11 protein-coding genes, 1 tRNA gene and 1 pseudogene are annotated in these 18754 nt (G+C 64.1%); 7 read left to right on the top strand and 6 right to left on the bottom strand.

Going from position 1 to position 18754, the window contains the following annotated elements:
* The first annotated feature begins 143 nt into the window (after positions 1-143).
* The gene (locus ACODSO_RS17565) at positions 144-9425 is read left to right on the top strand and encodes a fatty acid synthase subunit beta domain-containing protein (protein WP_489038056.1); all 9282 of its coding nucleotides are present in this window, start codon (positions 144-146) and stop codon (positions 9423-9425) included.
* A gap of 2 nt (positions 9426-9427) precedes the next feature.
* Entirely contained in the window at positions 9428-9820 is a 393-nt protein-coding gene (gene acpS, locus ACODSO_RS17560; protein WP_489038054.1) for a holo-ACP synthase AcpS, read from the top strand.
* A gap of 216 nt (positions 9821-10036) precedes the next feature.
* Here the strand turns inward: acpS and ACODSO_RS17555 are convergent, their stop codons facing one another.
* The gene (locus ACODSO_RS17555) at positions 10037-10666 is read right to left on the bottom strand and encodes a TetR/AcrR family transcriptional regulator (RefSeq protein ID WP_082897913.1); all 630 of its coding nucleotides are present in this window, start codon (positions 10664-10666) and stop codon (positions 10037-10039) included.
* A gap of 349 nt (positions 10667-11015) precedes the next feature.
* Between ACODSO_RS17555 and ACODSO_RS17550 the strand changes: the two genes are divergently transcribed.
* Positions 11016-12389 carry a DUF7159 family protein gene (locus tag ACODSO_RS17550; protein ID WP_489038053.1) on the top strand — a complete coding sequence of 458 codons (1374 nt, stop codon included), beginning with the start codon at positions 11016-11018 and terminating at the stop codon, positions 12387-12389.
* 72 nt (positions 12390-12461) lie between these two features.
* The gene (locus ACODSO_RS17545; protein ID WP_489038052.1) at positions 12462-13808 is read left to right on the top strand and encodes a dipeptidase; all 1347 of its coding nucleotides are present in this window, start codon (positions 12462-12464) and stop codon (positions 13806-13808) included.
* Here ACODSO_RS17545 and bcp read toward each other — a convergent pair.
* Positions 13797-14270, bottom strand: coding sequence for a thioredoxin-dependent thiol peroxidase (gene bcp / locus ACODSO_RS17540; RefSeq protein WP_489038051.1), 474 nt, complete (start codon positions 14268-14270; stop codon positions 13797-13799). The genes ACODSO_RS17545 and bcp overlap by 12 nt on opposite strands.
* A 92-nt stretch (positions 14271-14362) precedes the next feature.
* On the opposite strand from bcp, the gene ACODSO_RS17535 reads away from it, so the two are divergent.
* Positions 14363-14584 (top strand): DUF3618 domain-containing protein, encoded by a 222-nt coding sequence (locus tag ACODSO_RS17535; protein ID WP_068376457.1) that lies wholly within the window; start codon positions 14363-14365, stop codon positions 14582-14584.
* Between the two features lie 93 nt (positions 14585-14677).
* Positions 14678-14751, top strand: a tRNA-Lys gene (locus ACODSO_RS17530).
* On the opposite strand, the gene ACODSO_RS17525 is transcribed toward ACODSO_RS17530, so the two are convergent.
* Both ACODSO_RS17525 and ACODSO_RS17520 read right to left on the bottom strand, forming a co-directional pair.
* On the bottom strand, positions 14717-15163 hold the full coding sequence (locus ACODSO_RS17525; RefSeq protein ID WP_489038050.1) for a tyrosine-type recombinase/integrase: 447 nt from the start codon (positions 15161-15163) through the stop codon (positions 14717-14719). The genes ACODSO_RS17530 and ACODSO_RS17525 overlap by 35 nt on opposite strands.
* Positions 15164-15264: 101 nt before the next feature.
* Complete coding sequence (locus tag ACODSO_RS17520) at positions 15265-15567, bottom strand: hypothetical protein (RefSeq protein WP_489038049.1); 303 nt, start codon at positions 15565-15567, stop codon at positions 15265-15267.
* A gap of 486 nt (positions 15568-16053) precedes the next feature.
* Here ACODSO_RS17520 and ACODSO_RS17515 point away from each other — a divergent pair.
* Positions 16054-16257: pseudogene (locus tag ACODSO_RS17515) on the top strand (hypothetical protein); the annotation flags it as partial.
* Between the two features lie 647 nt (positions 16258-16904).
* On the opposite strand, the gene ACODSO_RS17510 reads toward ACODSO_RS17515, so the two are convergent.
* Complete coding sequence (locus ACODSO_RS17510; protein ID WP_489038076.1) at positions 16905-17243, bottom strand: WhiB family transcriptional regulator; 339 nt, start codon at positions 17241-17243, stop codon at positions 16905-16907.
* A 28-nt stretch (positions 17244-17271) separates the two neighbouring features.
* The gene (locus tag ACODSO_RS17505) at positions 17272-18627 is read right to left on the bottom strand and encodes an MFS transporter (RefSeq protein WP_489038048.1); all 1356 of its coding nucleotides are present in this window, start codon (positions 18625-18627) and stop codon (positions 17272-17274) included.
* Positions 18628-18754 lie beyond the last annotated feature (127 nt).

Here is an 18754-nt window from a genome sequence, read left to right as displayed (position 1 = left end):
GTCAACCTTGTGGCACGCGGATAGAGCCACCTCGCTGCCGGCGACGGACGGGCTCCTCGACTTCGCCCCTCGGCGCCGATGACGGACGCCACCGACGAAGCAACCTTGGACCCCCGAGTTGCTCACGAGAGGAAATTTGCACCTTGACGATCAACGAGAGCACACCATCACACGGACAGGGCGCGGGACGATCCCCCAAGAGCGGTGGCGGTTCTCGTACCCTCGCAGACCGGTTCGCGGCCGGTGAGCCGTACGCGCTTGCGTTCGGCGGACAGGGATCGCCATGGCTGAGCTCCCTCGAGGAGCTCGCACGTGACTCCGCCCTCGAGCCCGAGCTGACGGACCTGGTCAACGAATCGGCGGCCATCCTGGCCCCCGTCGCCTCCGACCTGCTCGTCGTCCGCTCGGTCGGCTTCGATCCCATCGGTTGGATGCTCGAGCAGGACCTCGCCGACGACGTCGACGGCGCGGGCTCGTTCGGCCCGTCCGAGGCAGCACTCACTTCCGCCGCCGTGTCGCTACCCGGTGTCTTCCTGACTCAGGTCGCGGCGTTGCGCGCATTGAAGCTTCAGGGACTCGATCCCGCGGAGGTGCCCCCGGTCACCGTCATCGGACACTCGCAGGGACTCATCGCGGCCGAGTCGGTCAAGAGCCACGGCGGAGAAGACGCCAGCCTCCTGGCCGTCGCACAGCTGATCGGCGCTGCGGCCGGACTCGTCGGACGTCGCCGCGGGATCCTCGGCACGGCCGACCGCGCGCCCATGGTCTCGGTCTCGAACGTCGAACCCGAGCGACTCCAGGCCATCGTCGACGACCTTGCCATCGACGGCGCACCGGAGCGTTCCGCTGTGCTTGCCATCCGCAACGGCCGTCGCCGCGTCGTACTCGCAGGCCCGCCGGCACAGATCGCCCGCGTCCAGGAGCGCGCCGAGCAGATCTCCGCGTCCGAAGAGCGTGAGCGTGATTCGAAGAAGCGTGGCGGCGCAGTGTTCGCCCCCGTCTTCGAAATCCTCCCCGTCGAGATCGGCTTCCACCACCCCGCACTGAACGACGCAGTCGAACTCGTTTCTGCCTGGGCTGCTCGCTGTGGGCTCGACGTGGATGTGGCGCGCAGCCTCGCGCAGCGCATTCTCGTCGATCCCGTCGACTGGGTTGCAGAGATCGACGGTGTCGTTGCCGCCGGCGCCGACTGGATTCTCGACCTCGGCCCGGGGGATCTCCTCACTCGCATGACCACCCCGGCCCTTCGTGGCCAGGGTGTCGGAATCATCGCGGCCTCCACGCGTGGCGGTCACCGCAACCTGCTGACCCCGGGCGCAGCGCCCGAGGTGCAGCCGTCCTGGGCCGAATTCGCGCCGAAGCCGGTCACCTTGCCCGACGGCCGCGTCGTCGTCGAGACCTCGTTCACCAAGCTCACCGGGCGGTCGCCGATCCTGTTGGCAGGCATGACACCGACGACGGTCGACGCCAAGATCGTCGCTGCAGCTGCCAACGCCGGCCACTGGGCCGAGCTCGCCGGTGGTGGTCAGGTCACCGAAGAGATCTTCACCGACCGTGTCGCGGAGCTCACGCAGCTGCTCGAGCCCGGCCGTGCCGTGCAGTTCAACTCGCTCTTCCTCGATCCGTACCTGTGGAAGCTGCAGCTCGGCGGACGTCGCCTCGTCCAACGTGCACGTGCTGCCGGAGCTGCCTTCGACGGCGTCATCGTCACCGCTGGCATTCCGGAACTCGAAGAAGCGGTCGCGCTGATCGAGGAACTGTCCGAGGCAGGTATCTCGCATGTCTGCTTCAAGCCGGGAACGGTCGCGCAGATCCGCGCAGTCATCCGCATCGCCAACGAGGTTCCGTCGTACCCGGTCATCGTCCACATCGAAGGTGGGCGCGCAGGCGGACATCACTCGTGGGAAGACCTCGATGACCTGCTGCTCACCACGTACGCCGAGCTGCGGGCGCGTCCGAACCTCGTCATCTGCGTCGGTGGCGGCATCGGCACTCCCGAGCGTGCAGCCGAATACCTCACCGGCCGTTGGTCGTTGGGTGCCGGATACCCCAAGATGCCGCTCGACGGCATCCTCGTGGGGACCGCGGCGATGGCCACTCTCGAAGCCACGACGGCCCCCGAGGTCAAGCAGCTCCTCGTCGACACCCCGGGAACGCCCGACTGGGTCGGTGCAGGAACCGCAGTAGGCGGAATGGCCTCCGGCCGTAGCCAGCTCGGCGCCGACATTCACGAGATCGACAACGCTGCATCGCGTTGCGGGCGTCTGCTCGACGAGGTCGCCGGTGATTCCGACGCCGTGGCCGAGCGCCGCGACGAGATCATCGCAGCACTCGATGGGACGGCCAAGCCGTTCTTCGGCGACGTCGCCGACATGACCTACCAGCAGTGGCTCACTCGATACCTCGATCTGGCCATCGGAACGGATTCCCACACTGAATTCGACTGCGGCGGCGAGTTCACCGACGCAGTCTCCGAGGCACGCGAATCGGTCTGGCTCGACATCACGTGGCGCACCCGCTTCCTCGAAATGCTGCAGCGGGCGGAGGCTCGACTGCACCCGGTCGACCGCGGGCCGATTCCGACGCTGTTCTCCGACGTCGACACCCTCGAACGCCCTCGCGCAGCGCTGCGTTCACTCCTCGCTCAGTTCCCCGACGCCGGCGACGTGGTTCTCCACCCCGCCGACATCACGTTCTTCACCTCCCTCTGCCGCCTGCCGGGCAAGCCCGTCAACTTCGTGCCCGTCGTCGACGGCGACGTCCGACGCTGGTGGCGCAGTGACTCGCTGTGGCAGGCGCACGATTCGCGCTACTCGGCGGATCAGGTCTGCATCATTCCCGGCACCGTCGCCGTCGCGGGCATCACCGAGGTCGACGAGCCGGTCGGCGACCTGCTGAATCGCTTCGAGAAGGCAGCAGCCGACGAGCTGGTGGCCGAGGGCGCACAGGCGACTTCGATTGCCAGCCGCCGTCATGCCGAAATCGCACCCGGTCTGCTCGGCATCGTGTTGGCAGCACCGGATGTCAACTGGGCGTCGCGTATGACCCAGAACCCGGTTGCACGTCTCGGCGATCCCACCGAGTGGGTAGTCGATTCCGACACCGTGGCCTCGCATGTGCAGACCGGATCCACCTTGACGGTTCTCGATTCGGATCACGTCGAACTGACGGTTCCGCTAGCGCCCGGCAAAGAGGTGCGCATCCGACTCACCGTCCCGGCGTCCACGATCGACGGCGGCGCACCCGTCGTCACCGCCGACGATGCGCAGAAGTCCATGTCGGCACTTCTCGGAGTTGCTGCAGGACAGGATCTTCCAAAGGTCAAGAACGGTGCGGCACGAATCAACCTCGCGTGGATTCCCGATCTCGTAGCCGATCACGCAGGAGTCACCGGATCGGGCCTGCCCGAGTCGCTGACCGTCAGCGGTAGCGCAGTGCCCGACGTGCTCGTCGGAGCCTGCTGGCCGGCCGTCTTCGCGGTTCTCGGTGCCACTCGTACGAGCTCGGGCATCGACGTCATCGAGGGCATGCTCGACCTGGTCCACCTCGACCACAGCGTCAACTTGGTCGGCACACTGCCGACCGACGCGTCGATCCTGGTCGTCAAGGCAGAGGCCGGCGAGGTGCTCGACACCGATCTCGGTCGCGTCGTCGAGGTGTCCGTCGAAATCGGAGCAATGCTCGGTGAAGGCCTCGACGCCCCCGCTGTCGCAACACTGGTGGAACGCTTCGCAATTCGTGGACGCACCGGCAAGGGCGAACTCGTCGATCCGGCCCGCGCCGGTGGCTCGGTTTCGGCCGACGCCAAGGACACCCCTCGTCGTCGCCGTCGTCAGGCGACCATCGTCGCCCCGCGCAACATGGCCGCGTTCGCCCAGGTCTCGGGCGATCACAACCCGATCCACACGTCCGACCCGGCAGCACTGCTCGCCGGCCTCGGCAGCCCGATCGTGCACGGCATGTGGCTCTCCGCGGCCGCTCAGCAGGTTGTCACTGCGGTCGATCACGAGGACACCAAGACCCCGCCGCGTCGCCTGACCGCGTGGACGGCACGGTTCCTCGGAATGGTCCGTCCCGGAGCCGAGATCGACGTGCGCGTCGATCGCACCGGATTCGACCAGGGCGCAGAACTCGTCGAGGTCTCCTGCCGCGTCGAAGGCGAACTCGTCATGGTCGCCACCGCTCGTACCGCGGCGCCGAAGACGGTCTACGCATTTCCCGGCCAGGGCATCCAGCGTCAGGGCATGGGCCTCGACGCTCGGGCTCGCTCGAAGGCTGCTCGTGAGGTCTGGGAGCGTGCCGACAAGCACACCCGCAAGGCCCTCGGGTTCTCCATTCTTGCTGTCGTACGCGACAACCCGACGACGCTCAAGGCTCGGGGCGTCGAGCACAAGCACCCGGACGGCGTTCTGCACCTGACGCAGTTCACTCAGGTCGCCATGGCGGTCCTCGGTGTCGCTCAGGTCGCCGAACTCCGCGAATCCGGTGTGTTCGTCGAGAATTCGATTCTCGCGGGCCACTCCGTCGGCGAATACAACGCGCTCGCTGCCGTTGCCGGCGTCCTTCCGCTCGAAGCCGTCCTCGAGGTCGTCTTCCAGCGTGGTTCGGCAATGCACGCACTCGTTCGACGTGACGCTGCCGGGCGGAGCAACTACCGCATGGCCGCCATCCGGCCGTCGCAGATCGGTCTCGCCGACGAGGACGTGCAGGCGTTCGTCGCCGGTGTCGCCGAAGAGTCCGGCGAATTCCTCGAAATCGTCAACCTGAACCTCCGTGGCTCGCAGTACGCCATCGCGGGAACGGTCGACGGCCTCGGGGAGCTGGAGAAGAAGATCGCGATCCGCCGCGCCGAGTTCGGTGGCAAGGCCGCGTACATCATGGTTCCCGGCATCGACGTACCGTTCCACTCGTCGGTGCTGCGCGGCGGAGTCGACGACTTCCGCACCCGCCTCGGAACGTTGCTGCCCGCAGATCTCGATCCCGAGATCCTGCTCGGCCGCTACGTCCCGAACCTGGTTCCGAAGCCGTTCTCGCTGGAGCGCTCGTTCATCCAGGAGATCGCGGACCTGGTCCCGTCGGAACCGCTGAACGACGTCCTCTCCGACTTCGACTCCTGGGCCGCACGGCCGCACGATCTGTGCCGAGTTGTCCTGATCGAGCTGCTGGCATGGCAGTTCGCCAGCCCGGTTCGCTGGATCGAGACCCAGGACCTGCTCTTCGCCGACGAGTCCGAAGGCGGACTCGGCGTCGAGCGTTTCGTCGAAATCGGCCTCAGTGCAACGCCGACGGTCGCCAACCTCGCGTCGCAGACGCTGAAGTTGCCGGGCCGCTTCGGTTTCCCGGTCGAGGTGCTCAACGTCGAACGCGAAGCCGCGATCGTCTACGGCACCGACACCGATCCAGCTCCGGTGGACGAAGAGGAGTCGACACCTGTCGCCGAGTCTGCTCCCGCCGCTGCTGCAGCTCCGGCCGCGGCCCCTGCACCCGCCGCAGCGCCGTCGGGCGGACCCCGTCCCGACGACATCGCGTTCAGCGCGTCGGATGCGACCAAGATCCTCATCGGCCTGTGGACCAAGCTGCAGCTCGATCAGATCGGACCCGCCGACACCATCGAGGCACTGTGCGACGGCGTCTCCTCGCGTCGTAACCAGCTGCTCGTCGACCTCGGTTCCGAGCTCTCGCTCGGCGCCATCGACGGTGCCGCCGACGCCGACATGGGTGCGCTCTCCGGCACCGTCAACAAGTTGGCTCGTACCTACAAGCCGTTCGGCCCCGTGCTGAGCGACTCGATCAACGATCACCTGCGCAAGGTGTTCGGACCGTCGGGACGTCGTCCGGCCTCCATCGCGGACCGCGTCAAGAAGGTCTGGGAACTGGGCGACGGGTGGGCCAACCACGTCACGGCCGAGGTCGCCCTCGGCACTCGTGACGGCGTGTCGGTGCGCGGCGGAGCCCTCGGCGGACTTGCCGACGGTGCGCTGGCCGACGGCGGTGCTGTCGATACCGTCATCGACTCGGCGGTCGCCGCAGTCGCTGCCCGACGCGGTGTTGCAGTCTCGTTGCCGCAGACCGGTGGCGGCGGCGGGGGAACCGTCGACGCAGCCGCACTGGGTGAGTTCACCGAACACATCACCGGCCGCGACGGAGTGCTTGCTTCGGCTGCACGCCTGGTTCTCGAACAGCTGGGTCTCGCCGAGGCGCCGAACGCGCTTGCCGTCGAAAATCCGGACGCCGCGCTCGTAGATCTCGTTGCGGCGGAGCTCGGTTCGGATTGGCCGAGGCTCGTCGCTCCGGCATTCGATTCCCGCAAGGCCGTGCTGATCGACGACCGATGGGCCACCGCCCGCGAGGACCTTGCGCGTCTGTGGCTCGGTACCGCAGGTGACCTGACCGTCGAGTCCTTCGCAGGTTCAGGCAAAGCTGTTGCTGCACAGGCGCAGTGGTGGAAGGCGAAGGCCGACTACGAGAACAAGACCGTTCTTGCCGAGACCTACGGCCGCATCGCCGACATCGCGCTCGTGTCCGACTCGAAGGGCGAATGGTCCGACGAGGTCGCAGTCGTCACCGGCGGCAGCAAGGGCTCGATCGCAGCGTCGGTGGCAGGCAAGCTGCTGGGCGGGGGAGCGACGGTCTTCGTCACCACCTCGCGTCTCGACGAGGAGCGGCTCAAGTTCTACCGCACCCTGTACCGCGCCAACGCTCGCGCTGGTGCATCGCTGTGGGTCGTGCCTGCCAACATCGCGTCCTACAGCGACGTCGATGCGCTCATCGAGTGGATCGGCTCCGACCAGGTCGACAATGCGGGCGGCGCCAAGACCCTCGTCAAGGCCGGTATCACCCCGACGATGCTGTTCCCGTTCGCCGCTCCTCGCGTCGTCGGTGAGCTGTCCGACGCCGGTGGCCGCGCCGAGATGGAAATGCGTGTGCTGCTCTGGTCCGTCGAGCGTCTGATCGGCGGTCTGTCGAAGATCGGCTACGACAACGACATCGACACGCACCTGCACGTCGTGCTTCCCGGTTCGCCGAACCGCGGAATGTTCGGTGGCGACGGTGCCTACGGCGAGTCCAAGGCCGCTCTCGATGCGATCGCAGCCAAGTGGGGCTCGGAGAAGAACTGGGCCGAGCGGGTGTCGATCGCACACGCTCACATCGGTTGGGTTCGTGGAACCGGTCTGATGGGCGGAAACGATCCGATCGTCGAAGCCGTCGAAGCAGAGGGTGTGCGCACCTGGTCCACGGACGAGATGGCCACCGAGTTGCTGAAGCTGTGCGACGCGTCGGCTCGACGCCAGGCAGCCGAGGCTCCGCTGCTCGCGGACCTGACCGGCGGCTTGGCCAACACCAAGCTCAACCTCGTCGAACTTGCTCGCGAAGCCGCAGCCGCCGCTGCGGACAAGACCGAGGACGCCGTCGACGACGCGATCATCGCCGCACTGCCTGCACCGCCGCGTCTGACCGCGACCACGGCTCCGGCATGGCCCACGCTCGACGTGGACCCGAAGGACCTGGTCGTCATCGTCGGAGCCGGTGAGCTCGGACCGTACGGCAGCGCTCGTACCCGCTTCGAGATGGAGGTCGACGAGGAGCTCTCTGCCGCAGGCGTTCTCGAACTCGCATGGAACACCGGCCTGATCGCCTGGGAGAACGATCCCAAGCCGGGTTGGTACGACATCGAGTCCGGTGACTTCGTGCCGGAGGAGGACATCGCCGACAAGTACCACGACATCGTGGTCGAGAAGTGCGGTATCCGCACCTACGGCGACGATGGCGCCATGGTCGGCAACACCGCTCCGCTGATGACCTCGATCTTCCTCGACAACGACCTGACGTTCGTCGTCGGAACCGAGATCGACGCTCGCTCGTTCGCTGCGGCGGATCCCGAGCACACGCTGATCACGCCGGTACCGGACTCGAGCGACTGGCAGGTCACCCGTAAGGCTGGCACCGAGATTCGGGTTCCGCGCAAGATGAAGCTCACCCGCACCGTGGGTGGACAGATTCCGACCGGATTCGATCCCACCAAGTGGGGCATCTCGCCCGATATGGCCAGCTCGGTCGACCGTGTCGCACTGTGGAACATCGTCACCACGGTCGACGCGTTCATCTCCTCGGGCTTCAACCCCTCGGAACTGATGCGCTGGGTTCACCCGACGCTGGTCGCCAACACACAAGGCACCGGCATGGGCGGAATGGAGTCGATGCGCTCGCTGTACATCGACACCCTGCTCGGCGACGCTCGTGCGAACGACATCCTGCAGGAAGCTCTGCCGAACGTCGTTGCCGCGCACGTGGTTCAGTCGTACATCGGTAGCTACGGCGCGATGGTTCACCCCGTCGCAGCCTGCGCCACCGCAGCAGTCTCAGTCGAAGAAGGCGTCGACAAGATCAAGCTGGGCAAGGCGCAGCTGGTCGTGGCCGGTGGCTTCGACGATCTGAGCACCGAAGGCATCATCGGCTTCGGCGACATGTCCGCCACGGCGGACTCCGCGGCGATGACTGCCAAGGGCATCAGCGATCGACGGTTCTCCAGGGCCAACGACCGCAGGCGCGGCGGATTCGTCGAATCACACGGCGGCGGAACGATTCTGCTGGCCCGCGGTGACCTCGCGTTGGAGATGGGCCTACCGGTCCTCGGTGTGGTGGCGTACGCACAGTCGTTCGGCGACGGTGTGCACACCTCCATCCCGGCTCCCGGGCTCGGTGCGCTCAGCGCCGGCCGCGGCGGCAGAGACTCGGCGCTTGCGTTGTCTCTCAACGCACTCGGCGTCAGCGCGGACGACGTGGCAGTGATCTCCAAGCACGACACCTCGACTGCAGCCAACGACCCGAACGAGGCGGAACTGCACACTCGCCTCGCGAATGCCATCGGCCGCACCGACGGAGCTCCTTTGTTCGTCGTCTCGCAGAAGAGCCTCACCGGACACTCGAAGGGCGGCGCGGCTGCGTGGCAGCTGATCGGTCTGTGCCAGGTGCTGGCCAACGGCGTCATCCCGCCGAACCGCAGTCTCGACTGTGTCGACGACAAGATGACGGAGTTCGGGCACCTCGTGTGGGCTCGCGAGCCGCTGCGCTTCGGTGACTCGGTACCTCTCAAGGCTGGTCTGCTCACCTCGCTCGGCTTCGGGCACGTCTCCGGCCTCATCGCCCTCGTGCACCCGCAAGCGTTCATCGAAGCAGTTCCGGCGGAACGTCGCGCCGACTACGTCGCCCGTGCGAACGAGCGTCGCATCGCCGGTCAGCGCAGGCTGATCTCCGCGATGGTGGGAGGTGACGCCCTGTACGAGCGGCCCGACGATCGAAGGCTCGGACACGACGGGACGCCTGCGAAGGCAACGCGTGAGCTCGAAGCGGATGTCCTGCTCACCGAGGCAGCACGCCTCGGCGACGACGATGTCTACCGTTCGGGTCTGCCGGGGTGCAAGTAGATATGGCTATCTTGGGAGTAGGTTTCGACCTGGTGACCGTGTCCGACTTCGCCGAGCAGATGGAAAGGGCCGGCACGACGATGATCCGCGACAGCTTCACCGCGGGGGAGCGTCGGCATGCAGCGACGAAGAGTTCCGACCCGGCCCGCCACTACGCAGCACGGTGGGCGGCCAAGGAAGCAGTGTTGAAGGCCTGGGCGACATCGCGATTCGCGAGGCCGCCTCAGATCGGTGACAACCCGTACCCGCTCATCGAGGTCGTCAACGACGCGTGGGGCCGGCCGTCGATCAAGCTGCACGGAATGGCACTCGAATTCCTGCCGACGGTGAAGATCCACCTCTCGCTCACCCACGACGGCGACATCGCCGCAGCGGTGGCAATCCTGGAGGAATGAGCTAAGTAGCACGCCCAGACGCCGGTCCACCTTCGGGTGGGTCGGCGTTTGTCGTGTGTGGGTGGGGGTTTGTGACCGAATGCCTGTTTCGGTCACCTTCGGCGGAGCGAACGACTCATTCGGTCACTCTGAGTGACTCGAACAGACATTCGGTCACTCTGAGTGACCGAAACAGACATTCGGTCACCGGAAAGGGCCCGGTAAACCCCGGAATCACTATTCGACGACGGACGCACCCGAACGCCGCGACTGCTTCTCTGCGACGAGCAAGTAGGCCGTCATGATCTGCTTGAGTTCGGCCACTGCATCCTCATGACTCTGGCCGTCCTGCACCGAGAAGTTCAGCATCGAGTAGACGATGTGCACGAGGACCTGTGCCATCAGATTGCGCTTGGCACGGGGAGTGCGAGGGGTCAAGGGTCCGAGCATCTTGGCTACCTGGTCGGCGAATTCGCGCTCGTGGATGACTCCGGTCGCGCGGGTGGACGGGGTGGATTGCATCGCGAGCCATACCTCGCGGCGCGACGGGTCGGACATCCACAAGCCGGCCATATGGTCGACGAACTTGTTGAGGAAGCGCAGCCAGTCCAGCGACGGAACCTCACCGTTGAACTCGGCGAGCTCCTGTTGGACTCCGACGAGATCTTGGCGGTTGAGCTCGCAGACGATCACGTACTTGTTCGCAAAGAACTGATAGAGGGTGCCGATCGGTAGTTCGGCGCGCGCTGCCACTTCCTCGCAGGTGAACGATTCGAATCCGACATCGCTGAGGAGATCGCGCGACGAGGCGAGCAGGGCGTCGAACTTGCGCTGGCTCCGCTCCTGGGTGGGCCGACGACGGGGCATCAGCTCCTGAGTCTCTGCCGTCGATTCGAGAGCGGCATCGAGACGTCTCGCAGACTGGGCGCTAGCAGAGGACTCCACGCACCCAGGCTAGCGGCCTCGAGCGGTCGAACTCCACTACGCGCGGTTACAGACACCTCAAGGCACCGCCGGGCGGTGATTCGGCTGTCGATAGCAACAACAAACCTTGTATCGGCGTTGTGACAGGTAATAGGTTGTTTTCTGGTCAAGAAAACATTCGTTGGGTATGGTAATCGAAAGAAGTTACGTTTTCGTGCAGGTTGTGCGTTGCCGAATTCGTGTCGGATGCGCAAAAGGTCGGGAGCCTCACCCAACGGCACAGGAGAACTACGTGGCGACCATTGGTCTATCGATCGAGTCAGGCGCGATCAATGCTGTCCTCTTCGACCTCGAAGCGGATGCCGCCGTGGCGAACCAGGTGACATCACTGGAGAGTGACGAGTCCTCATCGCTACGCACCGCGGTCGAGTCGATGACGGCCGTCGCGACGCGTCGGGACATCGACGTCGAGGCGGTCGGTCTCGTGTATCGGTCGGCCGACGAGCGTGACCGTCTTGCCTCGTCCATCGAGGCGAGTGGACTCGGCGACGTCCAGTTGGTCTCCGCTTCGACTGCGATCCTCGGCTGGTTGGCGCGGTCTCCCGAATTCGAGTTCGCCGACTGCGTCCTCCTCTACTACATCGGCCCGTCAGGCGTGGCGTTGTCTCTCGCCGATGCGACGAACGCCAGTCTGTCGTCGCCGAAAACCGCGACGCTCGACTCCATGAGCCCCGAGCGCATCGGAAGCACAGTGCCGTTGGCGTGGGAGGTTCTCGACGAGGCGGGCCGTAAGCCGGACTCGGTTGCATTGTTCGGTGACCGTTCCGGCAGTCGGGATTTGATCGACATTCTTGCGCTGGGACTCGGCGTTCCTGTGGTCCGCGTGAGCGATTCCGACCAGATCGCAGCACGCGGAGCAAGCTTGGCGGCCGCGGGCGATGCCGAGATGCTCGCCGCCCCAATCGCTACGGATCCAATCGTCACGGTCCCCGCCGTCGTGAAGCCCGCTGCCGTCGAGCGGGTCACCGAAGCCCCACTCGGTGACGAACCGGCCGCAGCGGCAGCTCCGCCCGCACCACTGCTCGCGGCTCGAGTTCCATCGGTACCGCCGAGCGTGACGGACCCTGCGGTGACGGCCGTGCGAAGCACTGTTGCGAGGAAGAAGCTCGTTCTGACTGCCGCAGTCCTGGCTGGTGTGCTGTCGGGGGGCGTCGCATTGGCGTCGACGCTTCCGCAGGGCGAGACGGTGTCGAACGAGGCGAGTGAAAATGAGCCGGAGGCGACCGGCATCGATGCCAGCCTCGTGGGCGCCACACAGAGCGTCGAGGCCACGCAGCCACCGCCGCCGACTGACCCCGCTCCTCCGGTGGTCATCGATCCCGTCACCCAGCAGCCAGTCGTCGCCGAGGCACCTGAGGTGCAGTGGACGATCGATCCGACGACGGGAGTAGCGCGTCCCGCCGAGGCCTTCGTACCGATTCCGGCGGCTGCCATTCCGCCTGCCGCCGCCGTGGTTCCGCGCTATACCGTCGAGCCTCCGGTATTCGCGGTGCCGACCTATGAACCCGAGCCGGGCAAGTCGGACGAGCAACTCCAGCAGGAGGCCTGGGACGAGCATTGGGCACACACAGCCGCGTGGTTGCAGCAGGAGATCGTCGGAAACTGATGTCCGGCGGTTCCATACGCGCTCAGTGACAGAATGGCCGAGGAGAATCGGTCGAGATGTCGAGGAGTGCTCATGTCGGATGTTCGAGCCCGGATCAGCGCAGACATGCCACGGGCGTGGCGTGAGCTGTCGGACCTGGTGAAGTTTCGATCCGTCGCCGACGAGCGTCAGTTTCCGCGCGAGGAATGCGTCGGCGCGGCCGAGTGGGTCCGAGATGCGTTCCTCGACGCCGGGATCGAGTCAGCCGAGCTGATCGAGACGGTGGACGGTTCGCTGGCAGTCGTCGGGCATAGGGCCGCACGGGCGGGTGCGCCTACCGTGTTGCTGTACTCCCACTACGACGTTCAGCCGCCCGGAGATCGCACGCTGTGGGGGAGTGATCCGTTCGAACTCACCGAACGCGACGGGCGCTGGTACGGCCGAGGTGCTGCCGACTGCAAGGGCAATGTGATCATGCACTTGCTCGCGCTGCGTGCGCTCGGCGACAATGTCGAAGTCGGAATCACCGTTGTGTCCGAAGGTTCCGAGGAAATGGGGACCGGCGGCCTGGAGAATCTCGTCGAGAACCGGCCCGAGCTGTTCGCGTCGGACATCATCGTTGTCGCCGACACTGGAAATGCGGCGGTCGGTCAACCGACGGTGACGACGACACTTCGGGGCATCGCGAACGTCGTCGTCCGGATCGACACGCTCGAGGGCGAAGTTCATTCGGGGATGTACGGGGGACCGGCCCCGGACGCGCTGGCCGCGTTGATACAGCTGCTGTCCACGTTGCGAGACGAGCACGGCGATACCGTCGTCGACGGTCTGACGTCCGATCAGATCTGGGATGGGGTCGACTACCCACCGGAGCGATTCAGAGCCGACGCGGGAGTCCTCGATGGAGTCGGTCTCGCGGGTACGTCCTCGGTGGCCGACGCGGTGTGGGCGCGGCCTGCGCTGACGGTGCTGGGGATCGACTGCCCACCGGTCGTCGGTTCTGCGGCAGCGATTTCGCCGACGGCTTCAGCCCGCCTGAATCTGCGGGTTCCGCCGGGAATCGATGGTCAGCAGGCGCAGGACGCGCTCACGGCGCACCTGAAGGCGAACGCCCCGTGGAACGCTCGCGTCACTGTCGAACCGGAAGCGGTGGGTTCGCCGTTCCGAGCGCGTACCGACGGACCCGGGTACGCGGCCCTGAGCGAGGCGCTGTCCGACGCATTCGGTGAACCGGTGGTCTCGGCGGGGCAGGGCGGCTCGATTCCGCTGTGCAACGTTCTCGCGCAGACGTTCCCGAAGGCCGAGATCATCCTGATGGGGGTGGAGGAGCCGCTGTGTCGAATCCATGCCCCGAACGAAAGCGTCGACCCCCGCGAGATCGAGAACCTCGCGGTGGCCGAAGCGCTGTTCCTGCAGAAGCTGGGGTCGTCAGACGGATAGATCGCGGCGGAGCTTGGCTACGTGGCCGGTCGCGCGGACGTTGTACTGCGCGACCTCGATCTTTCCTTCTTCGTCGACGAGGAAAGTCGAACGGATGACGCCCTCGTAGACCTTGCCGTAATTCTTCTTCTCGCCGAACGCGCCCCACGCTTGCAGCGTCGTCTTGTCGACGTCGGAGAGCAGCGGGAAGTTCAAGCCCTCGGCGTCGCGGAACTTGGCGAGCTTCGCGGGCTTGTCGGGGGAGATGCCGATGACCTCGAGGCCTTCGCCGTTGAGCTCGGCGAGGCTGTCGCGGAAGTCGCAGGCTTGTTTGGTGCAGCCCGGTGTGCTGGCTGCGGGGTAGAAGTAGACGATGACTTTCTTGCCCGTGTAGTCGGCGAGCGAGACATCGTTTCCGTCTGCATCGGGCAGAGTGAACGCAGGAGCAGTGTCGCCGGCTTCGAGCCTGTTGTTGTCGGTCACCTGACGAGACTAACCGCGCGAGTCCGTCGGCGACGGCGAGTGCTCTACGCTCGACGGTGACACACAAGCTTTTGCGACCAGTTGGAGGACACGTGGCCAGGGACACCGACAAGATCGAGCGCGAGATCGAGGCTGCTCGGAACCAGCTCGCCAGCACCCTGGACGAGCTCAGCGTTCGGGCCAGCCCCAAGCGGATCGCAGAGAACACCAAGCAGTCCGTCCTCGCCAAGCTGAACGAGCCGCCGGTGAAGTTCACGCTGATCGGTGTCGGCGCAGTCGTCGCCGTCCTCGTCGTTCGGAAGATCTTCAGCTGACGTTGCAGGGCCCCTGAGCTGCCGATTTCACATCTGGCGGCTTCTCCTGTTAATGTTTCTCCCGCACCGCAGAAGTACACGCGGTGCGGATCGGCGCCATTAGCTCAGTTGGTTAGAGCAGCTGACTCTTAATCAGCGGGTCCGGGGTTCGAGTCCCTGATGGCGCACCCAGAAACGCCCCGTCACCAGCGTAAAGCCGGTGGCGGGGTGCTTGGTTTTCTTCGGGCTTGGTGCGATCCATCTTTTACTGCCAAAGAGTCGAGTGCTTCGGTCAAGTCGGGTGCGTTGGTAAAGCTGGATGTAGTGCGCTTCCGCGACCCTAGTGTTGGCGTGACCGAGTTGCATCTGCGCGGCCTCGACCGCATACGTTTCCTTAACCAACGTTGCCACCATCTTTCGAAGGGTGTGTGGTGTCACCCAGTCGAAGTCGTCGCCGCTTGCCGCTCTCCAAGACCGTCTGACGTTGTTCGGTGAGACCCAGTTTCCAGTCGCGGTCACGAAGACCGAATCGGCGGGGTTGTAGTACGTAGGTTGTTCCCGGCGGCGGCGAAGCCCATCGGCAGCGAACAACGGAAGCATCAGCGTGAGGGGCGGTGAGTCGCCTTTGAGGTACTCCTGGCGAAATAGTCGCTCTGTCGCGACCTGGGGAACGATGAGGGTCGCGTCGATTGTGACGCGAGCTATGCGCTGTCGAGATCGACCTGAGGCCACGTGAGAGCCAGCACTTCTCCTATCCTGGCGCCAGTGGCAAGCATGACCATGAGAATGTCTTCCAGATCGGCCCCAGGGCGGGGACCCTGTTTGGGGTGAACAACCCCGTCTTCGTCGACGATCTGGTGACGGCAGTAGGTCCTGATTCGGTTTCCCAGTTCTTCCAGCTCATCCAAGGTAATCGCTCGGACACTCATTCGCTTGACGTCGGCCTCGGTACCTCGCGAACCGGATTGTGCAGGAAAAGTCGAACGGACGGCGATTTGAAGCATGCCGGACAGAACGATACGCGAGATCCGTGCTCCGCTCGTTGTACCTTCGGCGACCGAAGAGATGAGAGCGTCGATCTTCCCCCTCGTTATCTCTCGGATGAGTACTTCTCCAATAGGACTCGCGCAGTGCGACTTCCAGGCGAATTGTAGCGTTTTCAGGCAGTGCCCGACGTAAAGCAGCCTGCCGCCGGCCTGTGCACCCTTTTGTAAATCCTCGAAGACCGGCCCCGAGGCACCACACGTCTGACTGATCATCGGACGAGTGGCGATACCGCGTAGCCACGCGTCCACCTGGACGCGGGGCTACCAGGCGTGGAGCAGACAGAGCCGGTCGGTCAGGCCCTGTTCAGCATCCGAAGCACTCACACCGACGCCTGGGGCGACCGCACATCCGAGCGGCCTGACCGAGTCACCTCTGTTCAAGAGATCTCGCAATGACATGTAATCCGCCTATCGAGATTTCTCGCGTCGGATGTATGGGAACAATTGATCTCCAGCATCACCGATCTGCTCACGGAGGACTGGGATCCTCAGATCGGTCTCAACGTGAAGGGGGTCATGAACACGATCCAAGCTTTCGTTCTCCCTCTGGAGGCGGCAGCTGCAGCGGGACGAAGCGCGGATTTGATCACGACGTCATCGATCGCGGCCGTCCGCGTTCTGGAAGGATTCCAAGTCCATTCCGCCACCAAGGCCTCACTCAGCTTTCCAAGTTGCTGCGAAAGGGACTGGGTCGGAAGCTCATTCGTGTGGCGACTATCGAGCCGGGCATGGTGGACACCGAACTTCCGGACCACGTCACCGATCCGTCTGCGTCGAAGTTGATGGCAGACGGATCGAACAGATCGACGTCCTGCTGATTTTGCGCCGACCACTCATCGAGATCGTAGGACGGATTTGATGTGCACGCCTACCTCCGCATTCTGCGACGGCAGACATTGCGTATTTCCGCGATTTCCTGCGCTGGCAACGATCTCGAGGGGCGTTGTTGAGCAATCGCTGCATCGACCCGGCCAAAGAAGAGATCGGCAGTGACCCCAAATCGAATGAAGATGTCCTCGGCGGATCCGCCCCCGTAACGATACCAACACCTGATGAAGTCGAGCATGTGATCTACTTCTGTAGTCATGAGCTGCTCGGTCCGGCACATCCGGGGGTCGTTCGGTTTCGTCAGTTGTTGATTCGCCATTACGCGTCCGCCTTCCTATCCGCCATCAATATGAATATTGGGAAAATGCCAGAAGTGGCGCAAAGGCAAACTTGTTGCCAAAGCAGTCGGCGGGCGGTGAGGGAACCGAAAAGCCAAGATAGACGCCACCCACGGACCGTTCAGAACACTAAGCCTCCAGGAGAACGCCAGCCGCGTCGCTAGACTCCGACCTGTCACGCTCGGACAAACCGCCCCACACCCCGAAACATTCTTGATTAATAAGAGCCTCCGCCCGACACCAATCAATTACTGGACATTTACCGCAGATGCGCTTTGCCGTTGCTTCCCTCTTGACGCGGCAGGCTAACCGCTCATTCTCGGGCGGAAAAAATAGGTCAGTGTCGTATGTACTGCAGCCCGCCAGCCATCGCCAGCGACTACCAGCGGTGTCGTTTTTTGGTGAGGTCAGGGTTCGATCGATGCGATCCTGGTTCGCTCCCCACCTTTCCGACTCTTCGATGCGCACAGATATCGATCTGGAATCCACGATGGTTTCACCTCTGTTGACTACCTTGTGCCAGCGAACTCGGAGTCTCCATGATCATATCTTCCGACTTACCGATTGGCCCACGTCTACACAGGACGATCAAAGCAATAGCTGCGGCAACACTCCAAAGGGCGATCCATGAGCTGATCAGTACCGTCGACCCAGTCCAACTGTAAAAGAGTGTGGCGAGGAACGGCGCCGTACCGCCGACCATACTGGTCGATAGCGCCTGGCTTAGTGCTACACCGCTCATTCTGACGTCGGCTGCGAATCGGCCTGCGAGAAAAGCCGGTTGGGGAGCTTGAAGACTCGCGTGAGCCAGGGAGAGCACTACCGCGATGCCGACAAACGCCATGAGGAATGTTCCCATGTCGAGAAACTTGAACAGTACGAACCCGCTCGCGAACGCTGTGATGCACCCAGCGAGGAGGACCGTCCGACGCGAGAGGAGATCACTGGCCAACCCGGCAGCTGGCAGCGCAGCGAGATATACGAAGGAGGCGACTACAACTGCGTTCAGGACTGTGGAGCGGCTGAGACCGACTTCGGCTGTTCCGTAGGACACCGAGTAGGCAGAAACAAGGTAAAAGAGTATCGCTCCGGGTGCGATTACGACGGCCGCCAAACCCACCTCGAACCAGTTGTTTCTCAGCAAGGATCGGAGCGGATTTGCTTGCTTGGCCTGGGCCGCATCCAGCGTTTGGAAGGCCGGTGTTTCGTCGACGCCCAACCGGATGATCATGGACACCACGAAAATGACGGCACTTAACAGGAAGGGAATTCGCCAGCCCCACGAGTTGAAGGAATCGCCACTGAGCTCGCTGCTGATGTTAATTGCCAAAGTAGATAGCAGCAGCCCTCCGGGCGCTCCCATTTGGACTACGCTTCCGAAGAGTCCACGTCGGTTGGCAGGCGCATGCTCGACCAGCATAAGCGCGGCGCCTCCCCATTCGCCGCCCATTGCGATCCCTTGCAGAAAACGCAAGACGACGAGCATGAGTGGTGCCCACCAACCCACCTGCTCGAAGGTCGGCAGAGCGCCGATCAGCACGGTTGCTATACCCATTAGTGACAATGAGTACACCAACGTCTTGCGGCGGCCCAGTCGATCACCGATATTGCCGAACAAAATGCTGCCGAGTGGACGAGCAAGGAATCCAACTGCAAACGTAGCAAATGATGCGAGTGTGCCGGCTAGGGGGCTGTAAGAGGGGAAGAACAGAGGTCCAAATACCAACGCGGCAGCAGTGCCGTACAAGAAGAAATCGTAGTATTCGAGGGCAGTTCCAGAAAACCCGGCGGCAGCTACTCGAAGCATACTTTTTCTGGAACTTACGTATTCCGATTCATTTGATGTATTCACGTTAGCTGCTTTCCGTAGGTATGTCGGGCTCAAGGCGTCCCGGGCGCTCGTGAAACCCAGGACGCCTCGCCAGGACTGTCGTTCAAGCGCGTGCGGATCGCTCTGTATACGACTACGCGTCCCGATT

The organism is Rhodococcus sp. FG69 (genome assembly GCF_057808915.1).
The sequence above is the reverse complement of the archived record's forward strand: the minus strand, read 5'-3'. Positions and strand labels throughout refer to the sequence as shown.